The sequence below is a fragment of the Pseudomonas vanderleydeniana genome, from assembly GCF_014268755.2.
GTDB classification, from domain to species: domain Bacteria; phylum Pseudomonadota; class Gammaproteobacteria; order Pseudomonadales; family Pseudomonadaceae; genus Aquipseudomonas; species Aquipseudomonas vanderleydeniana.
In genome coordinates, this window is record NZ_CP077093.1 from 2,470,884 (window position 1) to 2,492,085 (window position 21,202).

The following is a 21,202-nucleotide window of genomic DNA, read 5'->3' on the forward strand; positions in this document are numbered from 1 at the left end:
CGGGGTCTTTCAGGGAGCAGGAAATTTCGCCTCCGTACCGATCCTCTGTAGAGGAGGCGGTGTGGTGATCCGACTGGCCCGCGAAGGCGTTCTCAAAACCGCCAAAAGCTTCGCGGGCAAGCCCGGCTCCTACAGGAATGTGTCGGGTCCACGAACGTGTCAGGTCCAGGTAGGTGTTATGCCCGAGAGAGGCGTTGTTCCTCTGGATTACTTGGGATAGAGCGGTGGCAGCCCGCTGTCACCGACCGGGTCCTGCACCCGTTCGGCGGTCGGAATGGCGCGCACCACCCGCCACAGTTCCTCGCCCTGCCAATACTGGCCGGTTTCGCTGTACAGCGCGCCGTTCAGGCCGTCCAGGGCATCGGACAGCGGTACGAAGCGTGCGGCCATCTCGGCCAGGGTTTCCGGCTGCTGCCGGGCCCAGGCGTCGAGCGCCTGGCGCGTGGCCTGGGGATCGTTGGCCAGGCAGGTGCGCTTGAGGTCATCGAGCAGGGTCCGTGGGCTCGGTCCGGCCTGGGCGGTCCGGTGCACCGCCGGCTGCGAGCGGGCCCGCCACCAGAGGCCGAAGCCGAGCAGGGTGGTGCAGGTCAGCAGCAACGTGCTGAGTTTCCAGATCCACAGGCTCGCCGCGTCGGCGGCGATATTCGCCGGCAGGCCGCCGACCGGCGTGTCCACTGCCAGGCTTGGGTTGTTGCTCACCTGCACGGCACGCGCTGGCAAGGTGCTGCGTTCGATATGTTCCTCGTGGGTGTTCCACCAGACCACCGTGACCGCCGGCAGCTCGAAGGTGCCGCTGTGGGTCGGGACCAGGGCCTCACGTTCTTCGCGGCTGCCGATCAGGCCGCGCTCGCTGTTCTGGTTGCTCAGTTGTGGCTGGTCGGGGTAGCGCCGCAGGCCATTGACGCTGGTGGCCGGCAGTGGTGGCAGTTGGGCGCTGGACAGTCCTTCGGCCTTGATCGTGAGGCTGCGGGTCAGCGAGTCGCCGACCTGGCTGTGATCCGGCTCCGGGCTCCAGCTCTCGCCCAGGCTCAGGCTGCGCGCCGGCAGCCACGGCACGTCGGCCGGCCAGGCCGCCGGTTGCGGCTTGACGTCCAGGTTCATCTCGGCCGAACTGACATGGATCAGCTTGCCGGGCTTGGGGCCGGCCGGTGCCTGGCCCTGATTCTGGCCGGTTTCCGCCAGGGTGGCGCTGAATACCAGTGCGGGAATCACCAGCGTGCCACTGTGTTGCGGATAGATGGCATAGCGCAGCTCGATCACGCCGTGACGCACGCCATTGATCAGTTTTTCGTAGGTACGCGACTCGCCCAGCTGTTCGATGCGTGCATCACCCAGTTGCAGCGGGCTCAGGTTGCTGTCGTCATACAGCGACACCGAATGGTAGATGCGCAGGGTCAGTACGGCCTGGGCCTGGACGTAGACGCTGTCCTGGTCGAGGCTGGTCTCGATGAACACCGACGCCAGGCTGTTCAACGGTTCCTGGTCGCTCTGCACCACCTGTAGGGTGATCGGCTGGCTCTGCAGTTCGCCCAGTTGCAGCGCGGGAATCACCACGTTGCCGCTGTGCCGGGGCAGCAGGGTGATAATCCAGCGGGTGGTGGCCTGCCTGTCGCCGCCCAAGGTGGTCAACTGGTTGACCTGGCGCGTACCGCGGACTTCGAACTCGCTGGCCAGCGGCTCCAGGTCCGGCTTGCCGAACTGGGTGACGTCCCGCGATTCCAGAGTCAGCTCCACCGATTCACCGGAATTCAGGCGCGTGCGGTCGACACTGGCGAGCAACCCGTCGGCGTGGGCCGGCAGGCTCCAGCAGAGCAGCCACAGCAAGAGAACGGAAAAGCGGTTGATCATCGGGTCTTGTCCTGATGGAGCTGTTGTTCGTACCAGAATTTGCGCCTGAGCAGTTCGCCCGGATCGTCGGGGATCTGCCGCAGCCACTGCTCCAGGGCCTGGCGTTGCTCGCCCTCGAGGTTCTGTGCGGCGCTGTGCAGCGGTGGACGGGTGGTCTGTTCGTCGCCCAGCTCGCTGCCCGGTACGTCATTATCGCCTGTTGGCGTGGCCTGGGTATCGGTCGGCTCGCTGTTCGGCGGCTGTTCGTGTGGTTGTGGCGGGGTGTCGCTGGCCTGCGGCTGCGCCGTCGTGGCGCTGCCGGCCGGGGCGTCGTGGATGGCCTCGGAGGCCTCGCCGGTGGCAGCGGTTTCGGCGGGTTTCTCCGGCTGGGCGGCGGCCTGGCTGCGCTGCTCTTCCAGGATCTGTTCCACCAGGGCCTTGTTCCTCAGGGCCGGGCGCAGGTCGGGCTGGCGTTCGAGGGCCTGTTCATAGGCATCCAGGGCGGCTTCCAGTTCGCCGCTCTGGGCCAGGGCGTTACCCCGGTTGTAGTGGGCGTTGGCATCGTCGCCTTCGGCGAACTTGCGGGCGGCGGCCGCGTAGTCGCCGGCTTCGTAGAGCGCCAGGCCCTGCCATTGCGGATCGTCGAAATGCCTGACCGCTTCCAGCGGGCGCTGCTGGTCGAGCAGGCGGATACCCTGCTGGTCCGGGCGCAGCCACAGGTCGGTGAATTCGAACGCCTGGCTCGGTGGCGGGAACAGCAGCAACAGCGGCAGGCAGAACAGCCAGCCGCGTCGGCCGGCGCAGGCGGCCAGCAACAGCAATGGCAGCAACAACCAGTAGCCCTGATCCTCCCAGCTGTCGAGTTGGACGAGCTGGCCGTCGTCGCGTAACTGCCGTGGGCCGTCGAGCAGGCCGAGGCCGCGCAGGTCGCTTTCGTCGACCCGGCTCTGGCGATAGCGCCCGCCGACTTCGCCGGCAAAGGCCTTGAGGCTCGGGCTGTCGAGCCGGGGGACGCGGATCGCGCCCTGGGCGTCCTTGAGGAAACTGCCGTTCTCCTGGGTGACCGGGGCGCCGTCGGGGGTGCCAACGCCGAGGATCAGCAGGCTGTGCGGATGTTTGTCCAGCGCCTGGCGGATGCCTTCACGCTCCTGTTCGCTGAGGGACGAGCCGATCAGCAGCAGGCGCCCCTGGCCCTGTGCGCCGCGCTCAAGCAGGGTCAGTGCCCTGGCGACCGCGAGGTCGGCGCGGTTTCCCGGCTCGGGCATGATCGACGGCTTGAGCGCATCCAGCAGGTTGCGGCTGGTGCCCATGTCATCGGACAGCGGCACGAGGGTGTGGGCGCTGCCGGCATAGACGATGATCGCCGTCTGCGCGTCGCTGCGTGCGCGCATCAGGTCGTACAGCTTGCGCCGGGCCTGCTCCAGGCGGTTCGGCACAAGGTCGGTGGCGAGCATGTCCGGGGTCAGCTCCAGCAGCACCACCAGCGGGTCCTGGGGTTTCTGTGTCGATTGCTCGATCCGTTGCCAGCTCGGGCCGAGCAGGGCCAGCACGGCCAGAGCCCAGCCCAGGCCGAGCACCACCCACGGCAGCCGGCTGTCGCGGCCGCTGCCACCTCCGAGCAGTACCCGGTGGAAGGCCGGCGGCAGGATCATCTGCCAGCGCCCGGCGCGTTTCTGCCGGTGCCACAGCTGCCACAGCAACCAGCCGAGCAGGGGCAGCAGCACCAGCCAGCCGGGGCGGAACCAGTGAGGCCACAAGGCCTGGAAGAATTCACCGCTCATCGACGCCTCCGCAAGCGCAGGCGCTTGAGGCGTTCACGCCATTCGGGGTGCTGCGGGAGAAACTGGCGGCGGGCCAGCCAGCGCTGCAGCAGGTTGTCCGGCCACTGCTCGCGGGCGACCAGCAACAGGCTCAGGACCAGCGCCAGGGCCAGCGGCCAATGGTAGAGCGCACGCGCAGGGCGGGCCTGGGTCGGTTGCTGGGCGACCGGTTCGAGCTTGTCCAGCGTGCTGCGGATCGCTTGCAGTTCCTGGCCGTCGCGGGCGCGGAAATACTGGCCACCCGTGACCTGGGCGATCTCCTTGAGGGACGGCTCGTCCAGGTCCATGCTCGGGTTCAGGCCGAGCATGGACAGGCCGCCGCTCTGCGCCGGGTCGGCACCGATGCCGATCGGGTAGATCTTCACATGCTCCTCGGCGGCCAGGCGGGCGGCGGTGATTGGATCGATCTGGCCGCCGTTGTTGGCCCCATCGGTGACCAGGATCAGTACCCGGCTCTGTGCCGGGCGCTGGCGCAGGCGCTTGAGGGCCAGGCCGATCGCATCGCCGATGGCGGTGTTCTTGCCGGCGATGCCGATCTTCGCTTCATCCAGCCAGGTCCGTACGGTGGGCCGGTCGAAGGTCAGCGGCGCCTGGACGTAGGCCTTGCTGCCGAACAGGATCAGCCCGACGCGGTCACCCTCGCGGCTCTCGAGGAAGTCGCCAAGCAGGTGCTGGACCAGGCTCAGGCGGCTGACGTCCTCGCCCTGCCAGCGCATGTCGGGGTACTCCATGGAGCCGGAGACGTCCACCGCCACCAGCAGGTCGCGGCCGCTGGCGGCGATCGGCAGCGGCTCGCCCAGCCACTGCGGGCGGGCTGCGGCAATCAACAGCAACAGCCACAGCAGCACGAAGCGCGCCTGCTGGCGCCAGCCGGGCAGGTTGAGCCGGGCGCGGCGGCGGGCCAGGGTTTCGAGGTCGGCGAGAAAGCTGACCTTCAGCGCCGCCTCGCCACTGTCGGCCACGGGCAGCACCAGCCGCAGCAGCCAGGGCAGCGGGAACAGGGCGAAGATCCACGGCCAGGCGAACTCAAACATGCTTGCGGATCCAGGTGTCGATAGCCTGGTTCAGGCCGGCGATGGCCTTGTCGTCGAGCTTGCACTCGGGCTTGTAGGCGCCTTCGACCAGCACCATCCAGCGCGTCAGGCCGGCGGCCGGGCAGCGGTTGTCGAGGAAGGCCAGCCATTGGCGGCCGTTGAGGGTATGGCTCTGGCTGCCGGGATAATGGTTGCGACACAGGCGCTTGAGCAGTCCGTTGAGTTGCTGCAGCCAGGCACCGGCCGGCGCGCCGTCATAGGGCTTGGGCAGGCGCGCCAGTTCTTCCAGTGCAGCGAGCCGCAAAGGGTCCAGCGGCTGCTCGGCCCGTGGCACCGGGCGCCTGCCCAGCAGCCAGCGGCGCAGGTACCAGAGACCGACGCCCAGCAACGGCATCGACAGCGCCAGCAGCCACCAGCCTGGAGCCGGCGGCCAGAAGCCCGGTACTGGCGGGGTGATCAGCGGTTGCAGTTGGTCCAGGCCGCTCATGACGGTTTCCCCGGCCGTTGCGGATTGAGGTATTCGCGCAGTTGTTCGACCATCTCGCCCTGGGTGCTCAAGGGCATCAGCAATACCCGCAGTTTCTGCGCCAGCAGCTCCCAGCGTGCGGCTCGCGCATCGCCCTGGGCGCGATAGGCCTGGCGCAGCTCCGGGTTCAGCGTGTCGATCTCCAACTGCGCACCGCGATCGGCGAAACGCAACAGGCCGGCGGCGGGCAGGGCGTGGTCGAGCGGGTCGGACACCGGCAGCAGCAACAGGTCGCAATGACGCGACAGCAGGCTCAGCTGGCGCTCGGCGGCATCGGTCAGGGCGCGTTCGTCGCAGATCACGATCACCAGGCTGCCCGGACGCAGGACTTCGCGCGCACGGATCAGCGCCTGGCCGAGGGTGTCCTGCGCGGCGGCGGTGTCGGTGTGCAGCGAGTGGTTGACCCGCACCAGTCGGTTGAGCAGTTGCAGCAGGCTCTGTTTGCTGCGCCGCGGCTTGATTTCGTAGTGCTCGTTATCGCCATAGACCAGCCCGCCGACCCGGTCGTTATGCCCCAGCGCGGCCCAGCCAATCAGGCTGGCGGCCTGCGCGGCGAGCACCGACTTGAACATCTGCCCGGAACCGAAGAACAACTGCCGGCTCTGTTCGACGAGAATGAAGATCGGTCGCTCGCGCTCCTCGTGGAACAGCTTGGTGTGCGGCTCCTGGGTCCGCGCCGTGACGCGCCAGTCGATGGTCCGCACGTCGTCGCCGGCCTGGTAGACCCGAACCTGATCGAAGTCCACGCCACGGCCGCGCAGTTTCGAATGGTGCAGGCCGATCAGCGGACTGCGCTGGCTCGGCGTCGAGAACAGCTGAACTTCACGCACGCGATGACGCATCTCGATCAACTCGGCGAGAGTCGTGCGGATGCCGGGCTCGGCGGGTAGGGGGGTGATCATTGTCGAGGTCAGGCGACGGCGACGACGTCGAGAATCCGCTGGACGACCCGGTCCTGGTCGATCCCCGCCGCTTCGGCCTCGAACGACAGGATGATGCGGTGGCGCAGCACATCGAACAGCACCGCCTGGATATCTTCCGGGCTGACGAAGTCACGCCCGGCCAGCCAGGCATGGGCACGGGCGCAGCGGTCGAGGGCGATCGAGCCGCGGGGGCTGGCGCCGTAGGCGATCCACTCGGCCATTTCCGCGTCGAACTTGGCCGGGCTGCGGGTCGCCATCACCAACTGGACCAGGTATTCCTCCACGGCGTCGGCCATGTACAGGCCGAGGATTTCCTTGCGCGCGGCGAAGATCGCCTGCTGGCTGACCCGGCGCTCGGGCTTGGCCTCGCCGTTCAGCGCTTCGCCGCGGGCCTGCTGGAGAATGCGCCGTTCCACGGCGGCGTCGGGGAAGCCGATCTTGACGTGCATCAGGAAGCGGTCGAGCTGGGCTTCCGGCAGCGGGTAGGTGCCTTCCTGCTCGATCGGGTTCTGGGTCGCCATCACCAGGAACAGCGGCGACAGGTCATAGGTACTGCGCCCTACGCTGACCTGGCGCTCGGCCATGGCTTCGAGCAGCGCCGACTGGACCTTGGCCGGAGCCCGGTTGATTTCGTCGGCCAGCACCAGGTTGTGGAAGATCGGTCCCTGCTGGAACACGAAACTGCCGGTTTCCGGGCGATAGATCTCGGTGCCGGTGATATCGGCGGGCAGCAGGTCGGGAGTGAACTGAATGCGATGGAACTGCGCCTCGATACCTTCGGCCAACTCCTTGATGGCCTTGGTCTTGGCCAGGCCGGGAGCCCCCTCGACCAGCATGTGGCCGTCGGCCAGCAAGGCGATCAGCAGGCGCTCGATCAGCTTTTCCTGGCCGAGAATCTGCGCTGAGAGAAAGGTTCGCAGCGCCAGCAGCGCTTCACGATGTTCCATCGATGAGTGTTCCTGGAGAGGGTGGGCGACGGCACGCGGATAAATGTCGTCGCCGGGGGCGTTACTTTAATCCATCGAGGGTCGTGGCGACTAACGGACAAAGGGATTTTTGCGATTTTTCGGGAAAAATCCTGCGTTGTTGAGAGTCATTTCTCACGAATGTGGCGTACTTGCGATTTTCAGCCCAGTTCGCTGACGTAGGTGCCGGTGCCGTCGAGAATGTTCTTGAGTGTCTGCTCGACCTCGCCCAGTTCAGACGCGTCGGTGTGGTGCAGGATTTCCAGGTGGTCCGCGCCATTGAGGGCGTCGGCATCGCCGGGTGCGACCTCGATCAGCAGGCGGGTGGCGCTGAAGGTCACCTTGACCCCGTCCAGGGTCGAAGGCTCGCCGTCGAGGGTGATTTCCAGCTCGTCCTCGTCCGGGTAGCGGGTCATCAGGAACATCTCGCCCTTGTCGCTGTGGCAGCAGAGCATGGCCATGTTGTCTTCTTCATCGTCGCAGGGGTTGGCGATGAGGTGGGCGGTACTGAACGGCATGGTCTGGGTGTCCTGTGGGGAACGGGGTAGAAGGGATATTTTGCCTGTATCCGCGATATTTTTCAGAAGTGGATGAAGGTCACCCGATGTCTGGGACGTTTTTTCTTCGCGTCGGGCCTCAAGCGGATGATTGTAGGAAGTATCTTGGCTTGAACTTCCAGCATTCCATGAAGTGTTCAGAGTTCTCGTATAGACCTGTCATTTCTGACAGTAGACGATATGTGTCGAAGTCTTGATAATCATCGCCAAGCCGAGTTTCCGCGTTGTCCGGTTCAAGATTTTCCTGGAAATCTTCTAACGGAGGAATAAGGCCTTGAAAGTCTCGATCCTGATGTGCACGTATAATGGCCAGCGCTTCCTGGCCGAGCAGATCAACTCCTTTGAACGCCAGAGTCACTCCAATTGGAGTCTGGCGGTATCCGATGACGGCTCCAGTGATGCCACTTTGGAAGTAGTCGAAAGTTGTGCTGGTGATTGGCCGGTAGGACGCCTGCAAGTATTTTCCGGACCGCGCAAGGGATTTGTCGCCAATTTCCTATCGTTGACCTTTCGTCCCGAAGTTCAGGCCGATTTTTATGCCTGGTCGGATCAGGACGATATCTGGAACGAAGACAAGCTCGAAACTGCGCTGATGTGGCTGCAGGGTATTCCCGAACAGGTTCCGGCGCTGTATTGCGGTCGTACCCAACTGATCTCGGAGTTGGGTATCGGCACCGGCCGGTCCCCGCGTTTCTCCCAGCCCCCGGATTTTGCCAATGCCCTGGTGCAGAGCATCGGCGGTGGCAACACCATGGTGTTCAACCATGCCGCTCGTGAACTGCTGCGCGAGGCGGGGCCGGACGTGTGCATCCCTTCCCATGACTGGTGGGCCTACCAGTTGGTATCCGGTGCCCGTAACGGGGTGGTTTTCTACGATCCCCAGCCCAGGACGCTCTATCGCCAGCACAAGGCCAACCTGGTCGGCAGCAATGCCGGTTGGCTGGCTCGTCTCTCTCGGATACGCCTGTTGATCCATGGCCGTTTTCATGAGTGGAACCGGCAGAACATCCAGGCGCTGGAGTTGATGGGGCATCGACTGGATAGAAGCAACGTCGAAATACTGTCTCTCTTCAAGACCGCTCGCGAGCAACCGTTGTTTTACCGGCTCTCGGCTATCAGGCGTTCCGGTGTGCGCAGGCAGACAACCGGCGGAAATCTGGGGCTGATGTTTGCAGCCTTGATCAGAAAGATCTGAGTTGCTGTCTTCGCGTTCCTCCGGTTTCTGTCTGACCTGATTGCAACTCAGGTGTTTCCTATTGTCAGGGGTTTCATTGCATGCATCCACTCACGAGCAAATCGAGAGATATGTCCAGAGGGCTGTGGCACCAGCGAAATCTTATACTGATGTTGGTTCGGCATGAACTTGCCAGGCGTTGTCATGGGGCGCTTTTGAAACTGCTAGGGTCGTCGGTCTATCTGCTGTTCATGGTGGCTGTCTATACGTTTGTCTTTGGTGTAGTGCTCAAGTCCAACTGGAGCGTTGATGGCACTTTGCCTTTTTCTTTTCCCCTGACTCTTTTCATCAGCCTGATTGTTTTCAGTCTTTTTTCCGAATGCATTGCTCGATCACCACAGTTGGTGCTTGCCCACAGCTACTACGTGAAGCGGATCGTTTTCCCCTTTGAGGTATTACCGCTGGCGCTGCTGGCAGGTGGGGCCCTTCAGTTCCTGATCAACCTCTGCGCCTGGTTGATCCTTTGCGCACTGTTTTTTCAGATACCGCCCTTGAGTTCGCTGTTGTTGCCTCTGGTGATATTGCCATTGCTGCTCTTCACTCTGGGGGTGTCCTGGATATTGGCCTCGCTGGGTACCTACCTGCGCAATCTGGGACCGTTGGTCGGCGTATTGCTGACGGCGTTGTTGTTTCTGTCGCCGATCTTCTATCCGATCGAGGCGGTGCCTGAGTCCTGGCGCGACCTCATGTATCTCAACCCGTTGACCCTGGTGATCGAAAACACCCGGCAGGTGATGCTTTGGGGGCGGCTGCCGGATCTCTCCACCTGGTCGTTGTCGGTATTGGCCAGTGCTGGAGTGGCCTGGTTCGGCCTGGTGTTTTTTCAGAGAGCTCGCGGAGGATTTGCCGATGTCCTCTGAGATCGTCTTGTGTGTCGAGGGGCTGTCAAAGTGTTACCGGAGCTATGGCAGGCCCCGCGACCGGTTGCTGCAGATGCTGCCGTTGGCGCACGGCTTTCCCTGTCGTGAGTTCAGGGCGCTGGAGAATGTCTCGTTCGAAATGAACAGGGGCGAGGCGATTGGTGTCGTCGGTCGTAAGGGGGCTGGCAAGTCAACGCTGTTGCAACTTATCTGTACGACCCTGAGCCCTACCTCGGGAAGCGTTTTCGTCAATGGGCGTGTGGCTGCGCTGCTGGAATTCGGGGCCGGCTTCAATCCCCGGCTCACGGGGCGCGAAAATGTCTATATGGTCGCCACCCTGCATGGCCTGGGCAAGGACGAGATCGATCAGCGGTTTTCCGCTATTGCCGCCTTTGCCGATATCGGCGGCTTCATGGAGCAACCGGTGAGTACCTATTCGAAGGGTATGCACGTGCGCCTGGCATTTGCCGTTATTGCCCATGTCGACGCCGATATCCTCTTGATCGACGAAGTGCTGGCGATCGCTGATGGCTGCTTTGTCGAGCGGTGCCTGCGTTTTCTTCATGGTTTCAAGCAGCGGAATTCGGTGATTGTGGTCAGCGACGATACGGCGGCGATCATCGATTTGTGTGACAGGGTGATCTGGCTGGACCGGGGTACGCGAAGGCAGCTCGGAGAGCCTGGCGCGGTCTGTGGGGCCTATAGGGATGATCTGGCGGTTTCGACGAAGGTTGGGCGGCGCTCAGATACTGATGAAGAGGGGCAACCGTCCACGCCATTCGGGCCTGGGGTTTCGTCGGGGCCGGCCCGACGTATCGGTGAGATCAACGCTCGTGGCCTAGTTGCCGACCTGCAGGTGTTCCGTTTTGATCCCGGCGCTTCCGGCACATTCGGCGGATGGGAGGCCCGCATCGTTCGCGTCGGCCTCAATGATCTTGCCGGTGTCGGACTCACCTGGGTGTCCGGTGGCGAACGGGTCGCTCTGCGGGTCGAGGCGCAGGTGCATGTTCAGACGGAACGCCCCGTCATCGGGTTTTCCGTCAAGGACTCCCTGGGGCAGACCCTGTTCGGTGATCACGTCTGTACCGGTCCCATGGGCAAGCCGGGTGCCGCGGCGGCGGGTGCCTGGCTGACGGTGGAGTTCGAGTTCCTCATGCCCAGGCTGGCCAGGGGCGACTATGTCATTCAGGTCGCCATTGCCGATGGCGAGCGCAACGATCATCGGCAGTTGCACTGGTGTGACGAGGCGCTGCTGATCCGATCGCATCATGACCCTCTGGCGGAGGAGGCGCGCGGCATTGCGCTCGTGGACAACGGCCTGAACATGGGTGGCCTGTGAAGAACTCCATGCATTCATCGACGAGAAGGAACCGCCCATGATGGAGGGACTCAGGGATCTGCTGGCGGCGGCCTCCAGGCGGGATATCTGGCTGAGTTTCGCTCTGAGCGACACCCGGGCGCGTTATGCGAGAAGTACGCTGGGGCCCTGGTGGATAACCCTGGGTACCGGCTTGGGGGTCATCGGGTTGGGCCTGGTATGGAGTGCGGTCATGGGGCTGGAGCTGCGGACGATGTTGCCCAATCTCGCCGTGGGCCTGGTCCTGTGGTTCATGATTTCCGGGGTCATTGCCGAGTCGTCGAATTGCTTTGTCAATCAGTCCGCCATCATTCGGAATTACTCGTTGCCACTGTCACTGCATATACTGCGTCTGCTTTCCAAGCATCTGATCAACTTTTCGCACAATGTATCGATTGTGCTGATTGTCTTCTGCATATACGGCTTTCCAACGGCCATTAACTTTTCCAGGGCGTTACTTGGTCTCCTGCTGGTCATCGTGAACCTTTGGTGGATGGCCTTGCTGATCGCTACTCTGGGCGCCAGGTTCCGGGATCTCGGGCCGTGCATCGACGCCTTGATGCCGATTCTGTTCTTCATGACGCCGATTCTCTATAAGAAATCCGATGTTGTTTCCAGTCTTTCCTGGTTTGCCTTCAATCCCATCGCCACGCTGTTTTCCCTGGTAAAGAATCCGCTGCTTTCATTGCCGGTCGATACTTTCGACTATTTGAGCATGGCCATTTTCAGCCTGGCTGGCTGGGTTCTGGCTGTCGTGGTTTTTGGGCGACATAAAAAACACATTGTCTTTTGGGTCTGATATGGCATCCATACAGTTGAAGGATCTTTCTCTGCGCTTCCCGGTTATTACCGAGGCGGGTGCGTCACTCAGAAAGCAGTTGGTCAGGATGAGCACCGGAGGAAGTATCTCCAGTGATAACTCCCACACGGTTCATATCCAGGCATTGAAAGACATCAGCCTCACGCTGGTCGATGGCGACCGAGTGGGGTTGGTCGGTCACAATGGTTCAGGCAAGAGCAGCCTGCTCAGGACGCTGGCCGGAATCTATACGCCTTCCAGCGGTACTCGCCATCTGCAAGGTAGCGTTCGTGCCCTGTTCGAGCTTGGCGTCGGTATGGACCATGAATTGTCGGGGCGGGCGAATATCGATCGCCTGGCGCGGCTTTACGGTTTTCCGTTGCGCAAGGTGCAGCAGGACATTGCCGAGATCGAGGAGTTTTCCGGATTGGGCGGCTATCTGGATCTGCCGATCCGATCCTATTCCTCGGGTATGCAACTGCGGCTGATATTCGCCATCTCGACCCTCTATTCCAGTGACATCCTGCTGATCGACGAAGTCTTCGGCGTTGGCGACGAATCTTTCCAGGAGAAGGCGCGGCAGCGTATGGAAAACATGATGCACAGTTCGAAGATAGTGGTCATGGCCTCGCATTCGAAGGAGTTGCTTAACAAGTTCTGTAATAAAACCATCAGGCTCGAATCGGGCAGCATCGTGGCGATCGAGTCGATCAAGGAGAGGGTATGAGTAAGGCTGCAATTTTCAGGATTGCCAAAGTGACCGCATTCGAGATATTGGGTCCATATGCCTGCCGGCTCGCCTTGGCAAGCTTGCGTGAGGGGCGGCCGCTATCCGGTCTTTCTTCGCGGGTCAGGTTGGCCTATTACCTGCTGAAAGCGGCGAATGTGTTCCTTCCATTGTCCGCCTTGATGCGCGAACAGGAAAAGTCGGAGCTCGAACGACCACAACTCTATGATGAGCATTTGCTCAATCTGATGGTCAACAGGGCTTATGATTTGCCAGAGGTGGTTGTCGATGAGCAGGCCCCCGTGCGTATAAATGTGCTGGTGCCTGCCTTTACGATCAATACTATCTCTGCGGGTTTTTTTGGTGTTTTCAATGTGGCGATGTTTATTGCGCAGCAGGGCTATCGCGTTCGCCTGGTGCTGTTTGATAACTTCTATTATGTCGAAGAGGAGTTTCGGGAATCTTTGAAGAAGTTTCCCTCGATGGAAAGCCTCTTCGAATTGATGGAGATCGAGTACATAGGTTCGCGGATCGTACCATTGAGGGTTTCGCCAAGAGATAACTGCGTCGCTACCGTCTGGTATAGTGCCTACTTTGCCAACAAAATTGCCCAAATGACGGGGGCGCGTCCATTTCTTTATCTGATTCAGGATTTTGAGGCGGCCTTTCATCCGTTCAACAGTCAGTATTGTATCTCCAGAAATTCCTACGATTTCAATTACCACACCTTGTCGTCGTCGAGTGCTCTATTGGAGTATCTCAAGAGCAACGCCATCATTCCTGAGCGGCAGGCCTTGCAGTCGATGAGCTTTGATAATGCCTGCTCTTCTTCGATTTATGCGCAGGAAGAGTTTCATGAGCAAAAGAGGAGGGGGCGCAAGCGGTTTGTGTTCTACAGTCGCCCTGCGGTAAACCGGAACATGTTCGAAATGGCTGCGCTGGCTTTGATCGATGCGTTCAAGAAAGGGGCATTCGATGGAGGGGACTGGGAGTTCTACGGTATGGGCATCGGCAATGCCTCGGTTCGCTTGGCTGAGGGAGTGGAGGTGGTGCAGTTGCCCAGAATGCCTCTGGATGAATATGAGGCGGTCACCAAGACCTTCGATCTCTGCCTGACGCTGATGTCCTCACCACACCCCAGTCTGATCCCGATGGACCTTGCCGCTTCGGGGGCCATTGTCGTCACCAATACCTTTGCCACCAAGACCCCGGATTATCTTTCCGATATATCGAGGAACATCATTGCGGTGCACCCTGATCTGCATCAATTGTCCTCGGCCCTCATCGAGGGCGTCAGGCGTACTGATGATGTTCAGTCCCGTTATGAAAATGCTGCAGTGAATTGGCCCAGGTCCTGGGCGGAAACCTGGACTGAAAAACATCGAGTATTCATCCGGGAGGTTTTTGCCGATGCAAAGTGAAAAAGACCTCGAGGAGTGTCTCCGTGCTGTCGGTATCAAATATGGTTGTGACAAGGTGGTCCCGCACAACTACCAGGGTTTCTACGCGACTCACCTGCGCGATTACGTAGGGCGCCCGTTCAAACTGCTGGAAATCGGCGTGGGTGGAGAGAGCGCAGACCCGGGCGGTGCTTCACTGAAGCTATGGGCTGAGGTTTTTCCTCTGGCAAGGGTCCATGGCCTGGACATCTACGATAAAAGCGCCCTGGACAGCGACAGGATCCGTACCTTTGTTGTCGACCAGGGTGATCCGCTCGCACTGGATCGTTTCATGAAACGACACGGTCCATTCGACATCATCATCGACGATGGCAGCCACAGGCGCAGCGATCAGTTGACCAGCCTGTTCAATCTGATAACCGGAGTAGTGGCCGGAGGATATTACATTCTCGAGGATTACTTTACGTCCTACTGGCCCGTTTATGACGGCTCGACCCTGGCCAAGGATTTCCTCGATACGCCTGTGCGCTGGCTTAAACAGGCCATCGATATCATCAATCGGAACAACCTGCTTTCCCAGGAGATGAAAGCACTGATTCCGGACTGGGAGATCGAGGCGTTGCATGTCTACCCCGGTGTGGCTTTTCTGAAAAAAGGGGCGGGCCCCAACCGCAGTGAATTGCCCAGGGGCGATTTTGTCGAAAACCAATTGCAGCTGGATGAGCTCAGGTATGGCGGCTGCAAGGCCTGGTTTCTCGATCATGCCCGTGATCCGATGAACTATCTGGCGCTGCTGCATAATCTCAGGCAGGCGCTGGACGATGAGATTGCCGGCCTTCAGGGGGATGGCAAACGCGAAAGCTGACTGTTGCCAATATCTGCGCTTGATCTGGGGCGCGCGGACACGCCAGCGATCGGGTGAGAAATTCCTGTGCCCGCTGGATGTTGCCTGTCAATGTCCGAATATGTCGCAGCGTCGCAAGAACGCGTGCCGACCCTCTCGTTAAGCTTCGCAACGGATAGTTTTTCCCCGGCCCCGACCCGCAAAACCGGGCGGTGGCCGTGGAAGAGGCTACTCTTCGAACGTGGATGTGACCCCTGGGTCGCGATCAGCATCATCAACCTGTCACTGCGCACTGCCCAAGCTACACCTGCCCAGTGATGAAGGTCCCCTTTTTTGGGGAAAACTCGCGACGCTTCTCTCTATATAACAAAGCCCAAGCGGAGTACCACAGATGGCGTTCTTCACCGCAGCCAGCAAGGCCGACTTCCAGCATCAACTGAAAGCGGCACTGGCGCAGCACATCAGCGAGCAGGCACTGCCACAAGTGGCGCTGTTTGCTGAACAGTTCTTCGGCATCATTTCCCTGGACGAACTGACCCAGCGTCGACTCTCCGACCTCGCCGGCTGTACCCTGTCAGCCTGGCGCCTGCTGGAGCGCTTCGACCACGCCCAGCCGCAAGTGCGGGTCTACAACCCGGACTATGAACGCCATGGCTGGCAATCGACCCATACCGCAGTGGAAGTCCTGCACCACGACCTGCCATTCCTGGTGGACTCGGTGCGCACCGAACTCAACCGCCGTGGCTACAGCATCCACACCCTGCAGACCACCGTGCTCAGCGTGCGCCGCGGCAGCAAGGGCGAGCTGCTGGAAATCCTGCCAAAAGGCACCCAGGGCGAAGGGATTCTCAACGAATCGCTGATGTACCTGGAAATCGACCGTTGCGCCAACGCCGCCGAACTGAACGTGCTGTCCAAGGAACTGGAACAGGTGCTGGCGGAGGTGCGGGTCGCGGTTGCCGACTTCGAACCGATGAAGGCCAAGGTCCAGGAGCTGATCCAGGGCATCGACAACAGCCAGTTCACCATCGCCGCCGACGAGAAGGCCGAGATCAAGAGCTTCCTCGAATGGCTGGTGAACAACCACTTCACTTTCCTCGGTTATGAAGAGTTCGTGGTCCAGGGCGACCAGGACGGCGGTCACATCGAGTATGACCAGAACTCCTTCCTCGGCCTGACCAAGCTGCTGCGCGCCGGCCTCACCGCCGATGACCTGCGCATCGAGGACTACGCCGTCGCCTACCTGGCCGAACCGACCCCGCTGTCGTTCGCCAAGGCCGCGCACCCGAGCCGCGTACATCGCCCGGCTTACCCGGACTTCGTTTCCGTGCGGGTGATCGACGCCGATGGCAAGGTGGTCAAGGAATGCCGCTTCCTCGGTCTCTACACCTCCTCGGTATACGGTGAGAGCGTGCGGGTGATTCCGTACATCCGCCGCAAGGTCGAGGAAATCGAGCGCCGCTCCGGCTTCCAGTCCAAGGCCCACCTGGGCAAGGAGCTGGCCCAGGTGCTCGAGGTGCTGCCGCGTGATGACCTGTTCCAGACTCCGGTCGACGAGCTGTTCAGCACCGTGATGTCGATCGTGCAGATCCAGGAACGCAACAAGATCCGCGTGTTCCTGCGCAAGGACCCGTACGGGCGCTTCTGCTACTGCCTGGCCTATGTGCCGCGTGACATCTACTCCACCGAAGTCCGCCAGAAGATCCAGCAGGTCCTGATGGATCGCCTGAAGGCCAGCGACTGCGAGTTCTGGACCTTCTTCTCCGAATCCGTGCTGGCCCGTGTGCAACTGATCCTGCGGGTCGACCCGAAGAACCGCCTGGATATCGACCCGGTGCTGCTGGAGAAGGAAGTGATCCAGGCCTGCCGCAGCTGGCAGGACGATTACGCCAGCCTGGTGGTCGAGAGCTTCGGCGAAGCCCACGGCACCAACGTGCTGACCGACTTCCCGAAAGGTTTCCCGGCCGGCTATCGCGAGCGTTTCGCCGCGCATTCGGCGGTGGTCGACATGCAGCACCTGCTGAGCCTGACCGAAGCCAATCCGCTGGTCATGAGCTTCTACCAGCCGCTGGGCCAGGTGTCCGGCCAGCGCGAGCTGCACTGCAAGCTCTACCACGCCGACAACCCGCTGGCACTGTCCGACGTGCTGCCGATCCTGGAAAACCTCGGCCTGCGCGTGCTGGGCGAGTTCCCGTACCGCCTGCGCCACACCAGCGGCCGCGAGTTCTGGATCCATGACTTCGCCTTCACCGCCGCCGAAGGCCTGGACCTGGACATCCAGCAGCTTAACGACACCCTGCAGGACGCCTTCGTCCACATCGTCCGTGGCGATGCCGAGAACGATGCGTTCAACCGCCTGGTGCTGACTGCCGGCCTGCCATGGCGCGACGTGGCGCTGCTGCGTGCCTACGCCCGCTACCTCAAGCAGATCCGCCTGGGCTTCGACCTCGGCTACATCGCCAGCACCCTGAACAACCACACCGATATCGCCCGCGAGCTGACCCGGCTGTTCAAGACCCGCTTCTACCTGGCCCGCAAGCTCAGCGCCGAAGACCTCGACGACAAGCAGCAGCGCCTGGAGCAGGCGATCCTGACCGCCCTGGACGACGTTCAGGTACTGAACGAAGACCGCATCCTGCGTCGCTACCTCGACCTGATCAAGGCGACCCTGCGGACCAACTTCTACCAGACCGACGCCAACGGCCAGAACAAGTCGTACTTCAGCTTCAAGTTCAACCCGCACGCGATTCCCGAGCTGCCCAAGCCGGTGCCGAAATTCGAGATCTTCGTCTATTCGCCACGGGTCGAGGGTGTGCACCTGCGCTTCGGCAACGTCGCCCGTGGCGGCCTGCGCTGGTCGGACCGCGAGGAAGACTTCCGTACCGAAGTCCTGGGCCTGGTAAAAGCCCAGCAGGTGAAGAACTCGGTGATCGTACCGGTGGGCGCCAAGGGTGGCTTCCTGCCGCGTCGCCTGCCGCTGGGCGGCAGCCGTGACGAGATCGCGGCCGAAGGCATCGCCTGCTACCGCATCTTCATCTCCGGCCTGCTGGACATCACCGACAACCTCAAGGATGGCGCGCTGGTGCCACCGGCCAACGTCGTGCGCCATGACGACGATGACCCGTACCTGGTGGTCGCCGCCGACAAGGGCACCGCGACCTTCTCCGACATCGCCAACGGCATCGCCATCGACTACGGCTTCTGGCTCGGCGACGCCTTCGCCTCCGGTGGCTCGGCCGGCTACGACCACAAGAAGATGGGCATCACCGCCAAGGGCGCGTGGGTGGGCGTACAGCGCCACTTCCGCGAGCGTGGCATCAATGTCCAGGAAGACAGCGTGACCGTGGTCGGCATCGGCGACATGGCCGGTGACGTGTTCGGCAACGGCCTGCTGATGTCCGACAAGCTCAAGCTGGTCGCGGCGTTCAACCACCTGCACATCTTCATCGACCCGAACCCGGAACCGGCGTCCAGCTTCGCCGAGCGCAAGCGCCTGTTCGACCTGCCGCGTTCGGCCTGGTCGGACTACGACACCAGCATCATGTCCGAGGGTGGCGGTATCTTCTCGCGCAGCGCGAAGAGCATCACCATCTCGCCGCAGATGAAGGAGCGCTTCGACATCAGCGCCGACAAGCTGACCCCGACCGAGCTGCTCAACGCCTTGCTCAAGGCGCCGGTGGACCTGTTGTGGAACGGCGGTATCGGTACCTACGTCAAGGCCAGCACCGAAAGCCACGCCGACGTCGGCGACAAGGCCAACGACGCCCTGCGCGTCAACGGCAACGAACTGCGCTGCAAGGTGGTGGGCGAGGGCGGCAACCTGGGCATGACCCAGCTTGGTCGTGTCGAGTTCGGCCTCAATGGCGGTGGTTCCAACACCGACTTCATCGACAACGCCGGTGGCGTGGACTGCTCCGACCACGAAGTGAATATCAAGATCCTGCTCAACGAAGTGGTGCAGGCTGGCGATATGACCGAGAAGCAGCGCAACCAGTTGCTGGGCAGCATGACCGACGAAGTCGGCGGCCTGGTCTTGGGCAACAACTACAAGCAGACCCAGGCCCTGTCCCTGGCGGCCCGGCGTGCCTACGACCGGATTGCCGAGTACAAGCGCCTGATGAGCGACCTGGAAGGCCGTGGCAAGCTGGACCGTGCCATCGAGTTCCTGCCGTCGGAAGAACAGATGGCCGAGCGCGTCGCCGCCGGCCAGGGCTTGACCCGCGCCGAGCTGTCGGTACTGATCTCCTACAGCAAGATCGACCTCAAGGCCGCGTTGCTCGACTCCAAGGTGCCGGATGACGACTACCTGACCCGCGACATGGAAACCGCGTTCCCACCGATGCTGGTGAGCAAGTTCGCCGATGCCATGCGCCGTCACCGCCTGAAGCGCGAAATCGTCAGCACCCAGATCGCCAACGACCTGGTCAACCACATGGGCATCACCTTCGTGCAGCGCCTGAAGGAGTCCACCGGCATGAGCCCGGCGAACGTCGCCGGTGCCTACGTGATCGTGCGGGACATCTTCCACCTGCCGCACTGGTTCCGTCAGATCGAGGCCCTGGACTACAAGGTCTCGGCCGAGACCCAGTTGGAGCTGATGGACGAGCTGATGCGCCTGGGCCGTCGCGCCACGCGCTGGTTCCTGCGCAGCCGGCGCAACGAGCAGGATGCTGCCCGTGACGTCGCGCACTTCGGTCCGCACCTGGCGGCGTTGGGCCTCAAGCTCGACGAACTGCTGGAAGGCCCGACCCGCGAGCTCTGGCAGACCCGCTACCAGGCCTACGTCAAGGCCGGAGTACCGGAACTGCTGGCGCGCATGGTGGCTGGTACCACGCACCTGTACACCCTGTTGCCGATCATCGAGGCTGCCGACGTGACCGGTCACGACGCCGCCGAAGTGGCCAAGGCCTACTTCGCGGTGGGCAGTGCCCTGGACCTGACCTGGTACTCCCAGCAGATCAGCGACCTGCGCGTGGCCAACAACTGGCAGGCCCAGGCCCGCGAGGCGTTCCGCGACGACGTCGACTGGCAGCAGCGTGCGATCACCATCTCGGTGCTCAAGCTGGCCGATGCCCCGCAGGACATGGAGGCCCGCGTGGCCCTGTGGCTGGAGCAGAACGCGAGCATGGCCGATCGCTGGCGTGCGATGCTGGTGGAAATCCGTGCCGCCAGTGGCACCGACTACGCCATGTACGCGGTGGCCAACCGTGAGCTGATGGACCTGGCCCTGAGTGGCCAGACAGGGCTGTAATAGCCTGAAATGAGCTGTAACTAAAAAGCCCCGGTTCGTGAGAGCCGGGGCTTTTTTTCGGGTTCGATTCGGGGCTTCAGATACCGATGTCGCCCAGGGTCCGCACGATATTGCGCAGGGTACCGGCAATCGTCGGGTGTTCAAGTTCGAAACGTTCGACCGCCAGGTTCACCCCGTCGGCCAGATTGTTGTCCTGGGTAGCGCTTTCCAGCTGCAACTGCAGCTCGATCTGCTGCATCAGGTCCTGCAGGTGGGCGCGCTCGGCCTCGGACAGCGGCGGGTTCTGTTCAAGTTGCTCGCGCAGGGTGTTGAGTTGTTCTTGCAGTTCGCGGGCAGGCATGGTGGTTTCCTTCTATGGAGAGTCACTGGCATAGACCTTGTCGCGACAAGAAAGGTCGGTGCCTGACTTTCAGAGTAATCCACCGTGGCGATTCGTGCCTGATCCCGGTCAAGATCGACGCGTCAGGGTTTCTCGCCCTTGAGACGGCGTTGGGCGATGTCGGCGAGGCAGGTGGACAGCTCGCCCAGGTGGTCGATGACCGAATGCACGCCGAGGCTGAACAGCTCGACGGTGGCCTTGCCGCGCTTGCGTTCGCGTTCCTGGCGGCTCAACGCCTGCCATTCCACCGGCGCCAGGCCGCACAGTGGGCCGCAGGAGGCCAGGCCGATGGTCCAGAGCCCGGCATTGAGCCCCGATTGCAGAAGGCGGGGTTCGCCACTGACCAGCACGCAACCTTCCAGTTGTGGCACGCCCAGTTCCATCAGTGCCTGCCAGCAGGCGTTCGGTGATGGCCAGTGGGTGTCGTTGGCGACACCGGCCGGTTTCACCCAGTCTGGCAGCGTTGCGGCGAGTGGCTGGCTGATCTCGTGGGGCAGCTCATCCATCCAGGCGCAGGGGATGCCGAGTTGTTGCAGATCCTGCAACACTTCCAGTGCGCCAGGGGTGGCATGGCTGTGCTCATCCGGACGCTGGCCGTGCCGGACGCGTGCCCCGAAGTCCACCAGGCAGCCAGTCAGGCCGAAGAGCAGGGCGGTGGGCGTGGGCAATGGTGCGGCGGCGGTGAGTGGCATGGCAGCG

At 62.1% G+C, this 21,202-nt stretch carries 17 protein-coding genes; 8 read left to right on the forward strand and 9 right to left on the reverse strand.

Features of this window, described 5'->3' with window-relative positions; translation table 11 throughout:
- Window positions 1-207: 207 nt before the first annotated feature.
- From HU752_RS11165 to HU752_RS11195, 7 genes are all read right to left on the reverse strand, one after another.
- A complete protein-coding gene (locus tag HU752_RS11165; RefSeq protein ID WP_189656541.1) occupies window positions 208-1,848 on the reverse strand; it encodes a BatD family protein in 1,641 nt (546 codons plus the stop codon).
- Window positions 1,845-3,608, reverse strand: a complete 1,764-nt coding sequence (locus HU752_RS11170) for a tetratricopeptide repeat protein (RefSeq protein WP_186680748.1) — start codon at window positions 3,606-3,608, stop codon at window positions 1,845-1,847. Before HU752_RS11170 ends, HU752_RS11165 begins: the two co-directional genes overlap by 4 nt.
- The gene (locus tag HU752_RS11175; protein ID WP_186680746.1) at window positions 3,605-4,681 is read right to left on the reverse strand and encodes a vWA domain-containing protein; all 1,077 of its coding nucleotides are present in this window, start codon (window positions 4,679-4,681) and stop codon (window positions 3,605-3,607) included. The genes HU752_RS11170 and HU752_RS11175 overlap by 4 nt, the downstream gene beginning before the upstream one ends.
- Complete coding sequence (locus HU752_RS11180; protein ID WP_186680745.1) at window positions 4,674-5,168, reverse strand: DUF4381 domain-containing protein; 495 nt, start codon at window positions 5,166-5,168, stop codon at window positions 4,674-4,676. Before HU752_RS11180 ends, HU752_RS11175 begins: the two co-directional genes overlap by 8 nt.
- The gene (locus tag HU752_RS11185) at window positions 5,165-6,109 is read right to left on the reverse strand and encodes a DUF58 domain-containing protein (protein WP_186680744.1); all 945 of its coding nucleotides are present in this window, start codon (window positions 6,107-6,109) and stop codon (window positions 5,165-5,167) included. The genes HU752_RS11180 and HU752_RS11185 overlap by 4 nt, the downstream gene beginning before the upstream one ends.
- Before the next feature lie 8 nt (window positions 6,110-6,117).
- The gene (locus HU752_RS11190) at window positions 6,118-7,077 is read right to left on the reverse strand and encodes an AAA family ATPase (RefSeq protein ID WP_017907085.1); all 960 of its coding nucleotides are present in this window, start codon (window positions 7,075-7,077) and stop codon (window positions 6,118-6,120) included.
- A 179-nt stretch (window positions 7,078-7,256) separates the two neighbouring features.
- On the reverse strand, window positions 7,257-7,613 hold the full coding sequence (locus tag HU752_RS11195; RefSeq protein ID WP_186680743.1) for a hypothetical protein: 357 nt from the start codon (window positions 7,611-7,613) through the stop codon (window positions 7,257-7,259).
- Between the two features lie 313 nt (window positions 7,614-7,926).
- Here HU752_RS11195 and HU752_RS11200 point away from each other — a divergent pair, with 313 nt between their 5' ends.
- From HU752_RS11200 to HU752_RS11235, 8 genes are all read left to right on the forward strand, one after another.
- Window positions 7,927-8,847 carry a glycosyltransferase family 2 protein gene (locus HU752_RS11200; protein WP_302471900.1) on the forward strand — a complete coding sequence of 307 codons (921 nt, stop codon included), beginning with the start codon at window positions 7,927-7,929 and terminating at the stop codon, window positions 8,845-8,847.
- Window positions 8,848-8,927: 80 nt separating this feature from the next.
- Window positions 8,928-9,746, forward strand: a complete 819-nt coding sequence (locus HU752_RS11205) for an ABC transporter permease (RefSeq protein WP_225920115.1) — start codon at window positions 8,928-8,930, stop codon at window positions 9,744-9,746.
- Window positions 9,736-11,085: an ABC transporter ATP-binding protein gene (locus HU752_RS11210; protein WP_186680742.1), complete on the forward strand. Its 1,350-nt coding sequence runs from the start codon at window positions 9,736-9,738 to the stop codon at window positions 11,083-11,085. The genes HU752_RS11205 and HU752_RS11210 overlap by 11 nt, the downstream gene beginning before the upstream one ends.
- A gap of 37 nt (window positions 11,086-11,122) precedes the next feature.
- Window positions 11,123-11,902 (forward strand): ABC transporter permease, encoded by a 780-nt coding sequence (locus tag HU752_RS11215; protein WP_186680741.1) that lies wholly within the window; start codon window positions 11,123-11,125, stop codon window positions 11,900-11,902.
- A gap of 1 nt (window position 11,903) precedes the next feature.
- Window positions 11,904-12,629, forward strand: coding sequence for an ABC transporter ATP-binding protein (locus tag HU752_RS11220; protein ID WP_186680739.1), 726 nt, complete (start codon window positions 11,904-11,906; stop codon window positions 12,627-12,629).
- Window positions 12,626-14,050 carry a rhamnosyltransferase WsaF family glycosyltransferase gene (locus HU752_RS11225; protein WP_186680737.1) on the forward strand — a complete coding sequence of 475 codons (1,425 nt, stop codon included), beginning with the start codon at window positions 12,626-12,628 and terminating at the stop codon, window positions 14,048-14,050. The genes HU752_RS11220 and HU752_RS11225 overlap by 4 nt, the downstream gene beginning before the upstream one ends.
- Complete coding sequence (locus HU752_RS11230; protein WP_225920116.1) at window positions 14,040-14,894, forward strand: hypothetical protein; 855 nt, start codon at window positions 14,040-14,042, stop codon at window positions 14,892-14,894. Before HU752_RS11225 ends, HU752_RS11230 begins: the two co-directional genes overlap by 11 nt.
- Window positions 14,895-15,264: 370 nt before the next feature.
- Entirely contained in the window at window positions 15,265-20,124 is a 4,860-nt protein-coding gene (locus HU752_RS11235; protein ID WP_186680735.1) for an NAD-glutamate dehydrogenase, read from the forward strand.
- A gap of 76 nt (window positions 20,125-20,200) precedes the next feature.
- Here HU752_RS11235 and HU752_RS11240 read toward each other — a convergent pair whose 3' ends face one another.
- Window positions 20,201-20,464 (reverse strand): DUF4404 family protein, encoded by a 264-nt coding sequence (locus HU752_RS11240; RefSeq protein ID WP_186680734.1) that lies wholly within the window; start codon window positions 20,462-20,464, stop codon window positions 20,201-20,203.
- A gap of 122 nt (window positions 20,465-20,586) precedes the next feature.
- Entirely contained in the window at window positions 20,587-21,195 is a 609-nt protein-coding gene (gene pcrP, locus HU752_RS11245; protein ID WP_186680732.1) for an HAD superfamily inactivated hydrolase PcrP, read from the reverse strand.
- Window positions 21,196-21,202: the final 7 nt, after the last annotated feature.

Coding starts and splice junctions, on each gene's coding strand:
- HU752_RS11165 (WP_189656541.1), bottom strand. CDS start 1,848: ATGATCAACCGCTTTTCCGTTCTCTTGCTGTGGCTGCTCTGCTGGAGC.
- HU752_RS11170 (WP_186680748.1), bottom strand. CDS start 3,608: ATGAGCGGTGAATTCTTCCAGGCCTTGTGGCCTCACTGGTTCCGCCCC.
- HU752_RS11175 (WP_186680746.1), bottom strand. CDS start 4,681: ATGTTTGAGTTCGCCTGGCCGTGGATCTTCGCCCTGTTCCCGCTGCCC.
- HU752_RS11180 (WP_186680745.1), bottom strand. CDS start 5,168: ATGAGCGGCCTGGACCAACTGCAACCGCTGATCACCCCGCCAGTACCG.
- HU752_RS11185 (WP_186680744.1), bottom strand. CDS start 6,109: ATGATCACCCCCCTACCCGCCGAGCCCGGCATCCGCACGACTCTCGCC.
- HU752_RS11190 (WP_017907085.1), bottom strand. CDS start 7,077: ATGGAACATCGTGAAGCGCTGCTGGCGCTGCGAACCTTTCTCTCAGCG.
- HU752_RS11195 (WP_186680743.1), bottom strand. CDS start 7,613: ATGCCGTTCAGTACCGCCCACCTCATCGCCAACCCCTGCGACGATGAA.
- HU752_RS11205 (WP_225920115.1), top strand. CDS start 8,928: ATGCATCCACTCACGAGCAAATCGAGAGATATGTCCAGAGGGCTGTGG.
- HU752_RS11210 (WP_186680742.1), top strand. CDS start 9,736: ATGTCCTCTGAGATCGTCTTGTGTGTCGAGGGGCTGTCAAAGTGTTAC.
- HU752_RS11215 (WP_186680741.1), top strand. CDS start 11,123: ATGATGGAGGGACTCAGGGATCTGCTGGCGGCGGCCTCCAGGCGGGAT.
- HU752_RS11220 (WP_186680739.1), top strand. CDS start 11,904: ATGGCATCCATACAGTTGAAGGATCTTTCTCTGCGCTTCCCGGTTATT.
- HU752_RS11225 (WP_186680737.1), top strand. CDS start 12,626: ATGAGTAAGGCTGCAATTTTCAGGATTGCCAAAGTGACCGCATTCGAG.
- HU752_RS11230 (WP_225920116.1), top strand. CDS start 14,040: ATGCAAAGTGAAAAAGACCTCGAGGAGTGTCTCCGTGCTGTCGGTATC.
- HU752_RS11235 (WP_186680735.1), top strand. CDS start 15,265: ATGGCGTTCTTCACCGCAGCCAGCAAGGCCGACTTCCAGCATCAACTG.
- HU752_RS11240 (WP_186680734.1), bottom strand. CDS start 20,464: ATGCCTGCCCGCGAACTGCAAGAACAACTCAACACCCTGCGCGAGCAA.
- pcrP (WP_186680732.1), bottom strand. CDS start 21,195: ATGCCACTCACCGCCGCCGCACCATTGCCCACGCCCACCGCCCTGCTC.